This is a genomic window from Nitritalea halalkaliphila LW7 (assembly GCF_000265075.1).
In the GTDB taxonomy this organism is placed as follows: Bacteria; Bacteroidota; Bacteroidia; order Cytophagales; family Cyclobacteriaceae; genus Nitritalea; species Nitritalea halalkaliphila.
On record NZ_AJYA01000020.1, the window covers coordinates 1 to 16,190 of the forward strand.

Below are 16,190 nucleotides of genomic sequence, written 5' to 3' on the forward strand. Positions count from 1 at the left end.
GCTCATCTTGTTATCGATATTTCGCGGAAAAATCATTTGCACGCTCGTAGCGGCCTGCCTGTCAGTCTCAGCCTGCTGCATCAGCCGCTCCGATGAAGAGCCTCCTAGTCGTACCTGAGCCTGACTGAGGTGCGGTAGGAATAAGAGGGCGCTACAGAGTATAAGAAGAAGTGCAGGGATTCTCAGGCAAGATCGCATGGAAAGGATAATTGTTTGACGCTAATCGGATTTGGGTTAAAAGGTAAACCCAATTCATCCGCTCGAAGTTAGTGAAATTTTCCGATTTTTGATAAAAAATGGGCCTTTCTGAGACTGCCAAGCACCTTCGAATGCAGGAATCGCGTAACTTTGGGCTATGCATGAGGTAATAGTGATCGGAGCAGGTGCAGCGGGCTATTTCGCCGCCATCCATGCCGCGGCGGCTGGCGCGGAGGTGCTGCTTCTCGAAAAAACACGGAAAACACTGGCGAAGGTGAAAATTTCCGGTGGTGGACGCTGTAATGTTACGCATGCGGCTTTTCAGTCAGGCCAACTTCTCAAAAACTACCCGCGCGGCGAGCGCTTTCTGAAAAAGGTGATTACGCGTTTTCAGGTGCAGGATACAGTGGACTGGTTTACAGCACGTGGAGTGGCATTAAAAGTGGAAGCTGATGGACGCATGTTTCCGACCTCGGATAGCTCCCAATCCATCATCGACTGCCTGCGTGCAGAAGCGGATCGATGCGGTGTTCAGCTTTTGACCGAAGGTCAGGTGTTTCAACTTGTTCCAAAAGAAGCTTTCTGGGAGTTGCAGCTTCAGGACAAAGTGCTTCAGGCACGCTGCGTGATCGTATGTACAGGCGGAGCATCTAAGCGCTCTCAGCTGGATTGGCTTGCCAATTTAAATTTGGACATCGTTACACCGGTGCCTTCCTTGTTTACCTTTAATGGTCCGGAAGAGCCGCTACGGCAGCTGCCCGGAGTAAGTGTGCCTCAAGCCAGCGTCCGCTTGGAGGGTACCAAGTGGAGCTATGTGGGTCCACTTTTGATCACGCACTGGGGGGTAAGTGGTCCGGCGGTGCTGAAGTTATCGGCCTTTGCCGCCAGGCACCTCGCGGACACGCAGTATGAGGGCGTCGCCCAAATCCGATGGGTGAGCACATGTACAGAGGAGCAGCTGCAGGAGCTTTGGCGCAGCCAGGTCGCTCAGCACCCGAAGATGCAAGTGAAAAACAGTACTGCCTTTCCTCTGCCCCAGCGACTCTGGCAGTTTCTACTGGAGCAGGCGGAGATTCCACTGCAGACGCCCTGGCAAGAGCTGAATAAAAAGCAAAAAAATAAGTTGACGGCCCTCTGTTTTGCCTACCCTTTTCGGCTGAGCGGAAAAACTACCTTTAAGGAGGAGTTCGTGACGGCGGGAGGCATCGCGCTAGCCGAGGTCAATCCAGCTACCATGGAGGCTCGAAAGCATGCGAGGCTCTATTTTGCGGGAGAGGTTTTGGACATCGACGGCATTACGGGGGGATTTAATTTTCAGGCCGCCTGGAGCACCGGCTTTGTAGCAGGAACCCAGGCAGGGCAAGCGGTGGCGGCCCTAAAACGCCCCATAAACGAGTAAACTATGCATGTAGATTTAACCCAGTTGGATGCCTTAGCAGCAGGAGATGCAAGCTTTAAGGGCCAGTTGTTAGAAGCCTTGTTAAGCGCTCTGGAAGAGTTGCGCCAGCATTATGCGCAGGGTGCTGAGGCACAGGATGCGGAGCAAATCCGGCTGATCCGGCATAAATTAAAACCTACTGTGGAAATGTTTGGCGTGCGTTCACTGCAGCAGCTGCTGCAAGAAGGAAAGGAACTCTACGAGCAGGAGGGCTTTGGGCTGGCTTTCCGACTGCATGCGGAGAAGCTGGTTCAGGAAAGCCAGGCCGTTACCGTAGAGGTAGAAGGACTTATTCAGCGCTTCCAAGAAGAGAGCTGAGACAAGCCTTCTTTTTGACTGCAGGTCAAAGTCTTTTTCCCAGTGCATGGACTAAGTCGAGCAAGCGGTGGGAGTATCCTGCTTCATTATCGTACCAGCCCACTAGCTTAATGAGATCACCTTTCACGGAGGTCAGGCCCGCGTCGAACAGGCAGGAGTGCGGATTTCCGATGATGTCGATGGACACCAGTGGTTCGGTGATATAAGAAATGATGCCGGCATACGGGCCAGATGCAGCAGCTTGGAACAGGGCGTTCACCTCTTCCGTGCTGGTAGGGCGCTGTACCTGCACGATAAGATCTGTAAGCGAGCCATTCGGAACGGGCACGCGCATGGCAGAGGCCTCAATTTTTCCTTTTAGATGGGGGAGTACCAGTTCCATGGCCATGGCTGCGTGGGTCGTCGTGGGGATAATCGAGTAGGCTGCGGCGCGTGCACGTCGGAGGTCGCGATGCGGTGCGTCATGCAGATTTTGGTCGTTCGTGTATGAGTGCACGGTGGACACAAAACCTTTTTCTATGCCAAAGGCTTCATCTAAGACGGCTACCATCGGCGCGAGGCAGTTCGTGGTACAGCTGGCATTCGAAATGATCTTAGGGTTAGTTTCCAGCACATGATCGTTTACGCCTAACACAACCATGGGCATATCATCTTTGGGAGGAGCTGTCAGAATTACGCGCTTAGCCCCGGCCTTAAGGTGGCCTTCGGCCAAAGCATACTGGGTGAATTTTCCTGTCGATTCCAGTACGATATCCACCTCATAGTCTCCCCAGGGAATGCGCTCAGGTTCTTTTTCGGTAAAAACACGCACAGGCTGCCCTTCTAAGAGCAGGTGCTCGCCTTCTACAGCGATTTGACCTGTGTAGGCACCATGGATGGAGTCATATTTCAACAGGTGTGCGAGTGTATGTACGTCGGTCAGATCATTTACAGCCACAAGTTGAACGCGGGGATCGCGAGCGAGTAATTTGATGATCAAGCGTCCGATACGGCCGCAGCCGTTTACGCCTATTTTAAGAGTACGTTGATTCATGAGTTAGAGTACGCAGATGGAGAAAACGCTTGCGAAATTACGGAATTGCGGATAGAATCACAGAATTAGCCAGAAATTTGTGTTCGTGCCTTTGTCTGCTAAAAGCCATTTTACGGGGGATTGTTTGGAATTTGGCCGGCTTTTGGCACTGATTTGAAATTTCCTGTATTTTTTTCACCTAAATTTCAGGCACTTGTGAATTCTATGTTAATTTTTTTTCGCCTCATTTTGCATTGTTAATTTAACCCTCTATATTTGCATCACCATTCAGGAAGACAGCAAGTCAAACACAAAATGGTCCGTTCGTCTAGGGGTTAGGACGCATCCCTTTCACGGATGAAACACGGGTTCGATTCCCGTACGGACTACAACAAATTGATGTTTTTCATCTTTCGGATTGCACTTGCATGATGAATTTGTTTTATGGTTGTTAGTGGTTAAAGTGAGTGAAAACCTAGTCTTTCTTAGACTAGGTTTTTTTATGCGTAGTCCTTAGCGCAAGAGCCGTTTGAGGGCAGCTTCGTCTTCTACAGCTGTTTCCTTATACTGAAGTTCCCAGCCATACATATTCGTTAGAAAAAAGAGTTTACCCAACTCTTCCACTAATCTTTTCTTTCCATCCTGCTGAATGCCACTTGAAAGCACTTGCTGCTTGATTCTAAAGGTAGCTTGAGCCCGCACCTTGTTGTAATCCTTCGCTTCAAAACGATTAAAGTAATCTTGGCTGATGTCGTAGTATTCGATGTCTGGATAGATGTTGAGCTCCTCATCGGGAATGTAAAGGATACGTAAAATGCGATTCTCTTCGTCTATTTCGTAGCGCATTTGGCTGAGGTCATAGGCTACGGTTACTTTGGCATGCACTACGACGAGTGCTTTTTTATTGCTTTTGATGAGGTCAAAATACAGTCTTTTGGAGTTTTCATAGCTGGTTACCAGTGAAAAGTTACCCTCAGTCACGACGAGTTTGCCGACCTGCTCCACTTGTTCTTTAATGACATCTCCGTGGCGAATTTCTATCTGCTCTTGTACGCCGGCGGATTTGAAAAATGCCATGTAGGCGGCTAGACCTATGATAAGTGTGGTAATAATTCCAAGGAGAAAGCGCGTCATGCTCGATTTTTTCTTTTACTGCACAAAAATCCAACCAAAAACGACCTCACGTTAGCGGAATAGGGGGCTTTCGTGGGGGCTTTTCAGCGGAGAAAGTAAAATACGAACTTCTGGCTAAGTTTGGGAGTTATGCCCCTATAAAAACGAAACCAACAGCAAATTTTTATGGTCAATTTAAAGCAAAAAACAGCCCTCATCACAGGGGGAAGTAAAGGTATCGGTTTGGGCGTCGCCCGTTCTCTAATGGAACAAGGCATGCGTGTGGCCATCACCAGTCGCTCTCTGGAAGCGGCTCAAAAAGCAGCAGAGAGCCTCGCAGATGTCGGCAGCGGTGAAATTCTGGCGCTACAAGCCGATGTGCGCAACTTCCAAGAGCAGGAGCAGGCCGTAGCAGCGGTAATGGAAAAATGGGGCCAGCTAGACCTTTTCGTGGCCAATGCGGGCTTGGGGCATTTCGCTTCGATCGAGGAGATGTCTCATGAACAGTGGCATGAAGTAATCGACACCAATCTCACCGGCGTCTTCTATTCCATAAAAGCTGCCTTAGCGGGTTTAAAGGCTTCTAAAGGCTTTTTTATCACCATCTCCTCCTTGGCGGGCACCAACTTCTTCGCCGGAGGCGCAGCCTATAATGCCAGCAAATTCGGACTCACAGGCTTTTCCCAGGCCATTATGCTGGATCTGAGGCAGCATGGTATCCGTGTAAGCACAATTATGCCGGGCTCTGTGGCTACTTATTTTAATGATCACGTGCCCAGCGAGGCGGATCACTGGAAAATCCAGATCGAAGATATCGGTAAGTTGGTCGTAGACCTGATGCACATGCACCCACGTACTCTCCCTTCTAAAATCGAGGTTCGCCCCAGCATGCCTGGCGGCAAAAGCCAAATTTAATCGTGAAAATTACGGTATCCTGTGGGTCTAAGGCAGGGGACAGCGCATAAAAAAGGGAGCATACGCTCCCTTTTTTAGTCTACCTCTACTTGCTTACCCTTGGAAAGGAACAGAAGAGTGGTGCAGGTTAATCTTGATTTTGCCTTCGGCATTCTTAAAGAATCCAAACGTAAACTCAACTTTTACCTCAGGACCCATCGGAGGAGTGAAGAAGTAATTCCCCTGTACCAAGCCCTGCTCACCGATGATGGAAAACTTCAGGTCTTCGAAGCGTACCGCCAACCAAGGATTTACTGCGAAGCCATGATCTTCCGGGAAGTCCGGATTTCTACCTACAAAGTAAGCCAAGGCTCCCTCATAGGTATTTCTGAACTGAATGTCTTTACACTTGGTGGGCTTAAATAATACCTCACCTTCCGGGTAACCGTAAAGCGTGTCTAGCGCATTTTTCGCACGAGCGGTAGCTTCCTCATGATTGCCTTTGGCCTTACCGATTTCCACTACGGCATTTCCCCATAGCTCTAATGCTGCTAAGATTTCTTCTTTAGTCATTGTGTTTTGGTTTGTTGGTTAACTTTTACTCCATTAACGCAACTATGTTGCAAGGGTTAGTAGGGTATTCTAGTATGTTAGTGTTCAACTGAAAAATGTGTACAAAAAAAATAAAAGCGTACACAAGTAGCTATTCCTTTTTTTATTTAGGATCTGCGCGTTGAACCAGCAGGAGGCAAGTGGCGATTACCGCATAGCTCGCTGCCCAGTACTGACCTTGGAAGGCTAAATACCAGAGTAGGGCATGCTGAAGGGGCACAAGTACCAAGCCGATACAAAATTTAAAGGTAGCGATAAAGGCAGGATCGGAAACTTTGGGCGCAGCCCAGCGCCAAAACAGATAGGCGGGAAAATGTGCCCAGCGATTCAAGCGCTTTAGGAGCCCCGGTCCTGTACTCCTAGGGACTGTGGCTAAGCTACCCTCACAGTCAAATTCTAGCCGAGGCAGGCCTTTGCGAACAGCTTCGGGTCACTTAATTTCACCTTACGCTTAATTAAAGCTTGCGTGATTTCAGCATGCTCTTCCTCCGGAATCTGGCTTACAAGTGGCTGTAAGGCCGTTTCTACCGCGCGCAAAAGCTGCAGGGGCTTACCCAAGTAAGGTTGGGCAGGTATGGCTTCGCCAAAGTAAATGCCTACTTCGCTGCCACTAGCTTGATGGTTGGTATAATTAATGCCCACGGGCAAGACTACCAAATCCAGTTCAGGATCTTCTTGTAGAGCTTGAAATGCTATCCGGACAAAGCCCTTTTTTAAGGGGCGCAGGGACCGGCTAGTGCCATGATTACCCTCTCCAAAAATGATCATGCAACCCTTTTTGCGCAACACCTCTACCGACTTTTCGAAAGATTCTTGGTTTTTTTCCATGTTGCGCAAGCCATCTCGGACACGATAAACCGGAATCATGCGAATGAAATTCAAGATTTTTGCTACGAAGGACTTGCGAAATACGGAGGCTCGCGTCAAAAAGTATGGGTTTAGGCGGGTATGGGTGGCCAAAAGGATGGGGTCAATGAGGGCGTTTTGATGGTTGGCAACCAGCAAGACAGCTTTCTTTTTCGGAATATGTGCGGCACCATGGACGCGGATGCGGTTAAAATAAACGTTTAAAGCTACTTTTACATAGGCACGGAGTACTGCGTTAAAGAGGTCTTGCATCATTATGAGACGGTTTTTTCTACGGGGGAGGGCGCTTTAAAATGCCAAAAACTAGACAGTAGGAGGCCGGATACCAGATGCCAGACACCCCACCAACCGGCGATGATGGCCATGCCTCCTAATCCTCCAAAATACGTAAAAATTATGCCGAGCGCCAAGCCGGAATTCTGAATTCCCGTCTCGATACTCAGGGTGCGTCGCTGCTGCTTATTTAAACCAAAGGCTGAGGCCAAGCTAAATCCTGCACTGATAGCCAGACCATTATGGGCAAGTACCCAAAAGAAAATGAGCCCAATAAACTGCAGAAAGAGTGTGTAATTTCCGAAAAAGGCAAGCACTACGAAGAGTAAAAATAGCGCTATGGACAGCGGTTGGAGCACGCGGCTGAGCTGCAGGGCTAGCTGCGGAAAGCGATGTTTGACGGCCGCTCCAGCCAGAAGGGGTACCAGAAGGATCATCGCAATCGTAATAAAGATTTCGCCGAGCGGCATCTCGAAGCTGCGTAAAAGAGAGGCTGCTGGGCATATAGACCTGCCCAAAAGGCAAAACTGAGTGGAGTCATCACAAAAGAAATGAGCGTGCTAGCCGCTGTGATGGCGATCGATAGTGCCGTATCGCCCTTCGCCCAGTGGGTCATAAAGTTACTGACATTGCCCCCTGGCAAGCAGCCACTAAGAACATACCCAGCGCCACAGAGGGAGGAACCTGGAGTAGCTGAACCAGTCCCCAGGTAAGTAAGGGGAGCAAAACCCACTGTGAGATCAAGCCAAGAAAAAAGGCCTTGGGCTGCTTACGAATGGCCTGAAAATCGGTCCATTTTAGGTTCAGGCGATGCCAAACATGATCACAGCCAGGGCTGCCTGTAAGAGGTAAATGCCTGTATGGCTGAAGTTTAAGGTACTACTGTCTAATGCTTCCATGCCTTATGCTAAAGCGCGTAAATCCACCGGCACCACACGAGACACGCCCGCTTCGATCATGGTAATGCCATAGATAACATCGGTGCTGGCCATGGTGCGCTTGTTGTGGGTAACGATGATAAATTGTGACTCCGAAGAGAAGGTTTTAATGATCTGATTGAACTTGTCGATATTCGCATCATCGAGTGGGGCATCTACCTCATCAAAAATACAAAAGGGGGCGGGCTTCAGCAGGTAAATCGCGAACAGCAGTGAGGTGGCCGTAAGTGTTTTTTCCCCTCCCGACAGTTGGTTGATGGTTAGCGGCCGCTTACCCTTTGGCTTGGCCATGATTTCTATGGCGCTTTCAAGCGGGTTAGCGGGATCCACTAACTTAAGGTCGCAGTCGTCTTCTGCGGTAAATAGCGAGCGGAAGACCTTGATAAAGTTGGTTTTGATCTTCTCGAAGGCATCTAAAAAGGTTTCACGCGCCACCTGATCGATTTCTCCTATCGTTTTCACTAAGCTATTTTTAGCATCTATGAGATCTGCTTTTTGTTCGAGTATAAAGGTATGGCGCTCCTTTATTTCATCATAAGCTTCCATGGCCATAGGATTTATGGGTCCCATTTTTTCCAGCTTTTCTTTTTGCTGCTGCAGGGCCTTACGCAGCGCTTCTGGGCTCTCCTCACGATAAGCTTCCGCCACCTCTGGATCTTCTTCCATTAGTGCATCTAAGTCCAACTCGAACTCCACACTGAGACCGCTCACGCAAGCTGTGCATGCGCATGTTAAGGTCGGTGGCTGCCGTTTGAAACTCCTGGAGTAGGGTTTGGAGTTGCTCTTTCTGACGCTGCAGGAGGCGCACTTCTTTTTCCTGCTCATCGATGGCACCACGCGCGGCATAGTAACTTTGTTCCGATTCGGTCAGGCCAGATTCGATGGCTTCTTTTTCTTCATAGAGCGCGAAAAGCTCTTCGTCCTTGACTTCATTGGTTCCTAATAAATGTTTGATTTCCTGATCTAAACCACTCAGCTCTTGCTGCGCTACTTGAATACGCTCGGCACTGCTTTCGAATGCTTTTTGCTTGAAGTCGATTTCTTGTTCTAAGCTAGAAACGCGATTTTGTCCCTGATGATAGCGGATATTTGCCTCATTAAAGGCCGCCGACTTTTGCGCCAGCCCTTCATTTAGCGCTTGAACCTGTTCTTGCCAACTTTCCGCTTCTTCTTGGTCGATGAGCAGCGCCTCGCGGGCTTCCTGTAATTCGGGCTCTAGTGTGCTGAGCGTGTCTAGAAGCTCTTCCACGCGCTGTTCGATGTCTTCGCGCTTATTGGCATTACTGCTGAGGAGTTCGGCGAGCTGCTCCTTTTTCGTCCGGATGGCGATATAGGCTTGGCGGGTTTGGTCCATTTCTTGCCGCGCGGCATCGATGGCGGGTTTCACCTGCTGGCTACGTAGTTTGAGAATTTCTGTGGTTTTATCTTCTAACTTATTACGCGTGTAGCTTATCGTTTTCTGGAGCTGCTTGATGGTTTCTTCTAGTTTTTCCAGGTTCTTAGCGCGCCCCAGACGCTTGCCCTCAAACAGCCCCACAGAACCACCGGAGATGCTAAAAGGGCGGCGGATGATTTTGCCGCTCGCGGCTAAAAAGACATGCGCTTCACTTTCAGGAAAATCACGAAAATCTCCTTCCACCACATACACATTATCCAGCAAGAAAGCGATCAGGCGGCGGTATTTTGGGTCATAATCCACGATACTGGCCGCAGGGCGAGCGTTCGGGAAAAGCTGCTCAGGCCGCGGGATATACTGCTGAAACTCATCTAAAATAAAGAAATTCGCCTTACCTCGGGAGGCATCGCTAAGCAAGTTCACCGCTGAAAGTGCCTGCTCGCGGGTTTCCACCACATAGTAATTCATGTAGCTTTCCAGGTAGTTTTCGATCACCACGCGGTAGTTTTCTGCCGTCGTCAGCACATCCGAAAGCAGGGGAGTTTCCTTTCCCCAAGAGGCATTTTTTTTCAGAAACTTGATCGCCTCCGGAAAACCTTCTAAGTTGTCTACCAGCGACTTCGTGAGGTTAAATTCATTTTGCTTAGCATCCAGCTTCCTGTTGAGCTGCACGAGTTCATCTTTTATGAGCTGCGCTACTTTTTCGGCTTCCTCGATGTTACGTTCGAGCTGCTGCTGCTTATGGCTGAGGCGCTCGACTTCGTCTTCCTTCGTCTGAAGGGCATCGAGCAGCTCGGCGGCCTTGTCTTCAAACTCTTGCAGGTGGTGCTCCTGCTGGTAATCTGCCGTCGTTGTCTTTTCGAGCTCCTGTTTGAGCGTGGAAAGCTGAATTTGCTTGATTTCCTGTTCTTTCGCCAGCTGATAGACTTTTTCTTTTGCTTGCGCAAAGCGCTCCTGCTTGACCTTCTGTTCTTCCTGAAACTGCCGTACGCGCTCCTTTTCACGCTCGTAAATGGTCTTCAGTTCCTCCATTTCGATTTCCTGCTCGCGGAAGCGTTTTTCGGCACTTTCCAACTCTTGTTCTAGGGAGCGGATACTAAAGCCTGCTCGATCGTTCGATTTTCTATCCTGATCGAGGCTTTCGCGCAGCTTTTGAGAACGGTCTTCTAAAAAGCGTAGCCGCTCGTTTTTGATTTTTTTATCACTTTCAAATTGCCGAATCTTATTGACCTGCTCGTTTAGGGTCTTTTGGCGCGAGGATAACAGCTTTTCTTTTTGGAGTAGGCTGGCCTTAGCTTCCTCTATGCCCGCTTCCAGCAGGTTGATGCGGCTCTGAATGCCTCCCTGTTCGTCTTGTTTTTGGGTGATTTGGGCCTGTAGGCCCAATAAATCCTCGCGAAAAGCCGCCACGGAGCGCTTGGCTAAGTTGATGCTGATTTCCTTATAGGTGTTTTTCAGCTGGAAATATTTTTCGGCCTGCTTGGCCTGTTTTTCCAGGCTTTTCAGGTTTTTTTCGATTTCAAAAAGGACGTCTTCTACCCGTTCTAGATCCGCATCGGTGTCACTTAATTTTTTTAGCGACTCCCGTTTGCGCGTTTTAAATTTTGAAATCCCCGCCGCTTCCTCGAAGAGCTCTCGGCGCGAGTTATTTTTATCGTTAAGTAGTTCATCGATCATTTTCAGCTCGATGATGGCATAACTGTTCGAGTTGATGCCCGTGTCCATGAACAGATTGGTGATATCCTTTAGCCTGCAGGTGACGCCGTTAATAAGGTATTCGGACTCTCCGGAGCGGTAGTATCTCCGCGTGATGGTTACATGCGTATATTCAGTCGGCAGCAGGTTGCGCGTGTTCTCAAAGGTTAGGCTCACCTCCGCCAGGTTGGTTGGCTTACGGTTTTTAGTACCATTGAAAATGACATTTTCCATTTTGTCCGAGCGCAGCATACGGGACTTTTGTTCGCCGAGCACCCAGCGGATAGCGTCCACGACATTGGATTTGCCACAGCCATTAGGGCCCACCACGCCGGTGATGCCTTTATCAAAGTGAATGACCATGCGGTCTCCGAAACTTTTAAAGCCTTTAATTTCTAACTTACTTAAGAGCATGCCCTAGTATCTATGCACAAACAGCAAAAGTAACCAAATTTCTCTATTTTGTGACGCAGTAGAGCGACCATGCCTAGCTTCGGTACCTGCCATTCATCGCCTATCTTTTTTAACAGCTAACGCCCTGAAGGATGCGTGCTTAAAAAAGCTTTTGTAATTCAACTTTAGATGGCTTATATTTCAAAAAAATCTTTTAGGAAGTATATTACTACTTAATTAATGTATCCCATGATTTACAAAAAGCGAAATACTCTCGCCTCCCTGTTACCAAGCCTTCTCCCTCTTGCCTTTTTAGGCTATGCCTGCGGGGGATCAGATTCTTCCTCTTCGTCAGGGGGGCTTTCGGATTTTTCCTTGACCATTGATACCGTTTTCGTGGACAGTGGTGAGGAGTTTTTACTTTCGCCCAAGTTAGGCATGAGCTATGACTTTTCTCATGATGGATCCGAGATGGTCTATTATGATTATCAAACACGCATATTAGAGATTATCTCGCTAAAAGACATGCGGCTGGTAAGTAAAAAACAGCAAGATGGAGATGGTCCGAACAGCTTGGGTTTTTTTGTTAATTTTCTCGGCCCAGTTTCCGATGGCCTTTACTACACCACGGCGACTTATCAGCCATTCCGCTTTTTAAATCCACATACGGGTGAGGTGGAAAAACAAATTCGCTCGTTCGAAGAGAGTTTCGAAAAGATAGATTGGGAAGAGAAGTTGTTTTTTAACCCTGCTGTAACGTTTGAGAAAAATGGTCAAGTGGCATGGTCTATCTCTGGAAAAAGCGGGTCCTTTATGCCAAGTTATTTGACGCGTATGGATCTCCAAAAGGAAGAGTTGAAAGCCATACCTATCGAAGCATTGGCAGATTATGCAGGCTTTAGCCTTTCGTTTAGCACTGAAGGTTCTAGTACTGCGCGTATTCCAGGATTTCATATTTTACCTATTCAGGAGGGCGTGCTGATCGGAAATTCGATCGATGCGGACATGCTTATCTATGAAGTAGCGAAAGACACCTTGCGTAAACTTCCCGTTCCAGAAAGTAGGTTCCAAATGGCTATACAGCAAAAGCCTCCCGTGACAGAAGTGGAAAGTATGGAGCGCTTCCAAGAACTAAGTAAGGACATCGCCCAAAACTGGTACTTGGGTGATTTTATCGCCGACGAAAAGGAGAAAAAACTATACCGACTAGCGCGAAGAAGTAAATCGAAGCAAGTAGAAGAGGAGGAAGCGCCTAAAAATGAGATGGAGATGGTGCTACTGGTATTTGATTTGGAAAACTTGCGCCTTTTAGGAGAAGTAGAGATAGGAAAAGTAGAGGATTATGCAGCTGGGGGCCTTTTTATGATGGAGCCATTCATCTTCCGATTAATAGGGACGATGAATTGGCCTTTGTTCGTATCCGGGTGCTCGAAATAAAAATAATGCTTATATTCGTGTAGGAGGCGCGATGAGGAACATTGCGCCCCCTAATACGTATCTTTATGCAAATCCTTTTTTTATCCCATGGACGCAGGAAATATTTTATACATCATCGCCATTATCATTTACTTTATCTACTCCGCGGTGACCGCTGGCAAAAAAAAGCAAGCAGAACGTGAGCAGGAGGCGCGCGAAGCAGAAGAGATAGGAAATGAGCAGGAGGGACCGAAGCAGAGATCGGGCTCCTTTGAGGATATGTTGCGCGAAATTCGACGCGCCCAGCAGGGAGCCGAGCGTGACCTAGAAAGAAGCGGCCAGGGACGCCGTGCGACCGATTTCGAGGAGGACGATGAGGAGGACGATTATGCCCCATTGCCGCCCCGTCGTGCTTCGCGTGAAGCGCAGGAGGAGACGCGCAGGCGCAAAGGGAGCCAAGCAGCCGCGCTTTTCGCTCTACCGAAGAAAAGCCCTATCAGGCGCAGGGTAAAGAGAAATTCGAAGCGTACGAGGGCATGCTCACTGCCGCCGAGAGTAAGAAATTAAAAACCATCGATGAGCTTGTGGATTTCGATAAGCCTGTGGAACGCTTAGGAGTAGGCATAGAAGAGGTCGAAACGGCGGAAAAATCCAAAGGCACGAATCGCTACAAAAAAATGCTCCGAGATCCTCGCACAGCAAAAGATGCGGTGATTTTAGCAGAAATTTTAAACCGTAAGCATTTTTGATAAATAGCAGCGTAAGCGCCTTAGAGCCGCTCTGAATAGCTCGTCAGGTTCACTGTTAAAATATTATCCAGTGAAAAAGAAGCGCTATAGACCAATAGTGGCGCTACCGCGGGTCCACGACGCACATTTCCCCGCCTGTCAAATTCAGAGTTGTGATGCCCACAGGTAAGCACCTCCTGACGATAACTCCACCGGTCCTTATTCCGGCAGTGTGTGCATCGTGTATCTAAAGGCGTATAGCTAATCCCGCGATCATTAATTACCATGCAGTTGGCCTCCTTTATCCACATCCATGAACCTGTACGCCGTAGTTCTGGTAGGCGGTCTAGTTCTAAAATAAGGCCATTTGGCCAAAAACGAACAGGTGACTGTGGGTCACGCAAGTTATAGCTGAAGGTATCAAAAATCTCCTCATCTAAAGGTTCTTCTTCCGTAGAATCACAGCTGCTTAAAATGGGAATACTTAGAAGACTGGCACCAGTAAGCACACTTATTTTTTTCAAAAATGCCCTTCTGGGTTCGGATTCGTGTTTGATACGCTCCGAAGGAGTAGCTAAAAATTTTTCCATAATACAAGATTAGTTATAAAACTACTATTTTGCAACTAATCACTTCGAGAGGAGAAAAAGGCATGCGTTAGCGAAAATAGGGATGAAAAGAATTTAGTTGAAAAAAATCGTCCTGACCTTATTTTAAATAAATTTTTCAGGAATTTATATGTTTTTTATACAATGATTTTAATTTGCATTTTTTCATCCCTCAGCTTAGAGTAAATCCTCAGCAAATTAGTTCATTCACTTATACGTCTATTTCGTTTACAAATACACGTGAATCAGTGCTTTTTTTGATTTACTAAAAGATTGTTTGGTGTGGACACAGTTATACAGATGTAAACTGATTCGCTCTTTAAGCGCGTATATCTAACAACTTAAATTTATCCCATGAAAAACAAGTCCACTCTTACGGTAGAAAAATCCGGTACGCTCAGCGAGCACCGAAGAAATTTCATCAAAAAAACGGGCGCACTAAGCGTAATGGCCCTTTTTGGCACTCATTTCTTTACGGCCTGTAGTAGTGATGATACCGAGCCTGCGCTCATTAACGACAATAATGACGGAAGTGGCCCTGTCACGATAACAGCAAATGGCCTGACGATTGACATTTCTCGCGTACCAGCGCTACAATCCGCTGGAGGTTGGGCGGTAATCAGTCAGCGCGACGTTATCGTTATTAACCTTGGAAACGATACCTTCTCCACTGTAACAGCTGTATGTACCCATCAGGGATGTAATAACAGATGGTCCTTTAACAGTGACACGCTACGATGCGCTTGTCATGGCTCCGAATTTTCATCTACTGGCGCTCTTCGCGGCGGACCTGCCCGGTCGGATTTACGCAGTTTCCAAAATTCCTTTGCTGAAGGCATCCTAACCATAACACTTTGATGCGCACTAAAATCGCTTTTCTTCTTCTGCTATTCCTTATCTGTATGCCAGATGGAGTGCTGGCGCAGGGTTTCCAAACCGAAAAAGGAGACGTGGTTTTCCTTTCGAAAGCTTCTCTGAGGGATTTTGAAGGGAAAAGTAGTCAGCTGCATGGCCTAGTGGATTTGGATAAAAACCTCTTGGACTTTTATCTGGACCTGAATACCTTAAAAACAGGTATTAGCCTGCGCGATAGACACATGCGGGATAATTATTTGGAAACGAAAAAGTATCCCTTTGCGGAATTTACGGGGAAAATTAAGGAGGATGTAAAGGATTTGCCCGTAGGGCAAAGCAAAAAAGTAACGGCCGTCGGGAAATTTAAAATCCATGGTGTGGAGCGCCAAATAGAAGTGCCTGGCCAGCTAAAACGTGTATCCAACTCGGAAATGGAGCTGGAAGCAGAGTTTCGTGTGCTGCTCAGCGACCATAAAATCAGTATCCCTACCGTCGTGTTTTACGAGCTAGCAGAAGAACAAATCGTGCAAATCAAAGCCAAACTAAAGAAATGAGAAAATTTGCCATTTTGATCGCTTTTACTTTCGGAGTAGTGGGAGCAGCTTCGGCCCAACTGGAACGGAAGCTGGCCACCGTCTCGGAGGAGGTAGAAAATACATTTCATGCCCCGCGGCATATCAATTTAATGACAGTGGAGCCGCTGGAAGCGAAGACACTCCATTTTGCGATCATGCATACCTTTGGCACTATCGATGGTGGTATTCAGGAGCTTTTTGGGCTGGATAATGGGGCCAATATCATGTTTAGCTTTGAGTATGCTTGGAACCGAAAGTTTAGTATTGGCGCTGCGCGCCAAAGTCGCGACCGTATTTACAGTCTGTATGGGCGCTACCATCTACTGACACAAAAAACGGATAATAGCATGCCAGTTTCGGTTTCTTTTATGGGAAATGTGGGCGTGAATTCTTCTCCTTACGATTTCCTTATTGAAGGGCCGCCCTCCTTTCAGCAGCGGACCTCCTATGCCGGACAGCTGATGGTGGCGCGTAAATTTTCGGACAAGCTGAGCGTTCAGGTAAGCCCAATGTTGGCCTATTTCCATGACCCCTTACCTGTATTTGCGATAGAAGGGGATCAGGAGCTTTATGTGGCAGTCGGACTTTCGGCACTGTATAAAATTTCCAAAGTGGCCTCGCTTACTTTCCAGTACATTCCGAATTTAAATAATGATCTTCGGAATAATCTGGGAGTGGGTATCGATTTAGAAGCGGGTGGACATGTTTTTCAAATGTATTTTGTAACTTCTCAGCTGTTAAACGAGCAGTATTTACTAGCGGGAGGAAATGGTGTGCCCGGTGAGCAGTTTCGCATCGGCTTTAATGTGAACCGGGTCTTTGCGAAGGGCTTAAATAAAAAGTAAGCTTCTTTTTGGGAGT

Annotated in this window: 17 protein-coding genes, 1 tRNA gene and 2 pseudogenes; 10 read left to right on the forward strand and 10 right to left on the reverse strand. The window is 47.7% G+C overall.

Annotated elements, in window-relative coordinates; translation table 11 throughout:
- A partial coding sequence (locus A3SI_RS20495) for a hypothetical protein (protein ID WP_009054908.1) occupies positions 1–198 on the reverse strand: 198 nt, incomplete at its 3' end.
- 157 nt (positions 199–355) lie between these two features.
- On the opposite strand from A3SI_RS20495, the gene A3SI_RS07725 reads away from it, so the two are divergent.
- Positions 356–1,597 carry a BaiN/RdsA family NAD(P)/FAD-dependent oxidoreductase gene (locus A3SI_RS07725; protein WP_009054909.1) on the forward strand — a complete coding sequence of 414 codons (1,242 nt, stop codon included), beginning with the start codon at positions 356–358 and terminating at the stop codon, positions 1,595–1,597.
- Between the two features lie 3 nt (positions 1,598–1,600).
- On the forward strand, positions 1,601–1,954 hold the full coding sequence (locus tag A3SI_RS07730) for a hypothetical protein (protein ID WP_009054911.1): 354 nt from the start codon (positions 1,601–1,603) through the stop codon (positions 1,952–1,954).
- Positions 1,955–1,979: 25 nt separating this feature from the next.
- Here A3SI_RS07730 and gap read toward each other — a convergent pair whose 3' ends face one another.
- Positions 1,980–2,987, reverse strand: a complete 1,008-nt coding sequence (gene gap, locus A3SI_RS07735) for a type I glyceraldehyde-3-phosphate dehydrogenase (protein WP_040670412.1) — start codon at positions 2,985–2,987, stop codon at positions 1,980–1,982.
- Between the two features lie 296 nt (positions 2,988–3,283).
- Here gap and A3SI_RS07740 point away from each other — a divergent pair.
- Positions 3,284–3,355, forward strand: a tRNA-Glu gene (locus tag A3SI_RS07740).
- Between the two features lie 124 nt (positions 3,356–3,479).
- Here A3SI_RS07740 and A3SI_RS07745 read toward each other — a convergent pair.
- On the reverse strand, positions 3,480–4,100 hold the full coding sequence (locus tag A3SI_RS07745; RefSeq protein WP_009054915.1) for a DUF4230 domain-containing protein: 621 nt from the start codon (positions 4,098–4,100) through the stop codon (positions 3,480–3,482).
- A 165-nt stretch (positions 4,101–4,265) separates the two neighbouring features.
- On the opposite strand from A3SI_RS07745, the gene A3SI_RS07750 reads away from it, so the two are divergent.
- The gene (locus A3SI_RS07750; protein ID WP_009054917.1) at positions 4,266–4,994 is read left to right on the forward strand and encodes an SDR family oxidoreductase; all 729 of its coding nucleotides are present in this window, start codon (positions 4,266–4,268) and stop codon (positions 4,992–4,994) included.
- A 93-nt stretch (positions 4,995–5,087) separates the two neighbouring features.
- Here A3SI_RS07750 and A3SI_RS07755 read toward each other — a convergent pair whose 3' ends face one another.
- The 6 genes and pseudogenes from A3SI_RS07755 to smc all read right to left on the reverse strand — a co-directional run bounded on the left by A3SI_RS07755 (position 5,088) and on the right by smc (position 11,168).
- The gene (locus A3SI_RS07755; RefSeq protein ID WP_009054920.1) at positions 5,088–5,546 is read right to left on the reverse strand and encodes a hypothetical protein; all 459 of its coding nucleotides are present in this window, start codon (positions 5,544–5,546) and stop codon (positions 5,088–5,090) included.
- Positions 5,547–5,688: 142 nt separating this feature from the next.
- Positions 5,689–5,916, reverse strand: coding sequence for a hypothetical protein (locus A3SI_RS17300; protein WP_009054921.1), 228 nt, complete (start codon positions 5,914–5,916; stop codon positions 5,689–5,691).
- Between the two features lie 65 nt (positions 5,917–5,981).
- Positions 5,982–6,707: a 1-acyl-sn-glycerol-3-phosphate acyltransferase gene (locus A3SI_RS07760; RefSeq protein WP_009054922.1), complete on the reverse strand. Its 726-nt coding sequence runs from the start codon at positions 6,705–6,707 to the stop codon at positions 5,982–5,984.
- On the reverse strand, positions 6,707–7,195 hold the full coding sequence (locus A3SI_RS22490) for a bile acid:sodium symporter family protein (protein WP_009054923.1): 489 nt from the start codon (positions 7,193–7,195) through the stop codon (positions 6,707–6,709). Before A3SI_RS22490 ends, A3SI_RS07760 begins: the two co-directional genes overlap by 1 nt.
- A pseudogene (locus A3SI_RS23210) lies at positions 7,159–7,532 on the reverse strand (bile acid:sodium symporter family protein). The gene A3SI_RS22490 and the pseudogene A3SI_RS23210 overlap by 37 nt, the downstream one beginning before the upstream one ends.
- A gap of 95 nt (positions 7,533–7,627) precedes the next feature.
- Positions 7,628–11,168 (reverse strand): annotated as a pseudogene (gene smc, locus A3SI_RS07770) (chromosome segregation protein SMC).
- A 228-nt stretch (positions 11,169–11,396) separates the two neighbouring features.
- On the opposite strand from smc, the gene A3SI_RS07775 reads away from it, so the two are divergent.
- The 3 genes from A3SI_RS07775 (at position 11,397) to A3SI_RS07785 (ending at position 13,312) form a co-directional block, all read left to right on the forward strand.
- On the forward strand, positions 11,397–12,584 hold the full coding sequence (locus A3SI_RS07775) for a DUF4221 family protein (protein WP_162098431.1): 1,188 nt from the start codon (positions 11,397–11,399) through the stop codon (positions 12,582–12,584).
- An 87-nt stretch (positions 12,585–12,671) separates the two neighbouring features.
- Entirely contained in the window at positions 12,672–13,130 is a 459-nt protein-coding gene (locus tag A3SI_RS07780; protein ID WP_009054925.1) for a hypothetical protein, read from the forward strand.
- On the forward strand, positions 13,100–13,312 hold the full coding sequence (locus A3SI_RS07785; RefSeq protein WP_009054927.1) for a hypothetical protein: 213 nt from the start codon (positions 13,100–13,102) through the stop codon (positions 13,310–13,312). The genes A3SI_RS07780 and A3SI_RS07785 overlap by 31 nt, the downstream gene beginning before the upstream one ends.
- Positions 13,313–13,332: 20 nt before the next feature.
- Here the strand turns inward: A3SI_RS07785 and A3SI_RS07790 are convergent, their stop codons facing one another.
- Positions 13,333–13,815: a Rieske 2Fe-2S domain-containing protein gene (locus tag A3SI_RS07790; protein WP_162098432.1), complete on the reverse strand. Its 483-nt coding sequence runs from the start codon at positions 13,813–13,815 to the stop codon at positions 13,333–13,335.
- Between the two features lie 438 nt (positions 13,816–14,253).
- Here A3SI_RS07790 and A3SI_RS07795 point away from each other — a divergent pair, with 438 nt between their 5' ends.
- From A3SI_RS07795 to A3SI_RS07805, 3 genes are read left to right on the forward strand one after another with little or no spacing between them, the layout of a single operon-like run.
- Entirely contained in the window at positions 14,254–14,757 is a 504-nt protein-coding gene (locus A3SI_RS07795) for a QcrA and Rieske domain-containing protein (protein ID WP_009054930.1), read from the forward strand.
- Complete coding sequence (locus tag A3SI_RS07800; RefSeq protein ID WP_009054931.1) at positions 14,757–15,308, forward strand: YceI family protein; 552 nt, start codon at positions 14,757–14,759, stop codon at positions 15,306–15,308. The genes A3SI_RS07795 and A3SI_RS07800 overlap by 1 nt, the downstream gene beginning before the upstream one ends.
- Positions 15,305–16,174, forward strand: a complete 870-nt coding sequence (locus tag A3SI_RS07805; RefSeq protein WP_009054932.1) for a DUF5777 family beta-barrel protein — start codon at positions 15,305–15,307, stop codon at positions 16,172–16,174. The genes A3SI_RS07800 and A3SI_RS07805 overlap by 4 nt, the downstream gene beginning before the upstream one ends.
- Positions 16,175–16,190 lie beyond the last annotated feature (16 nt).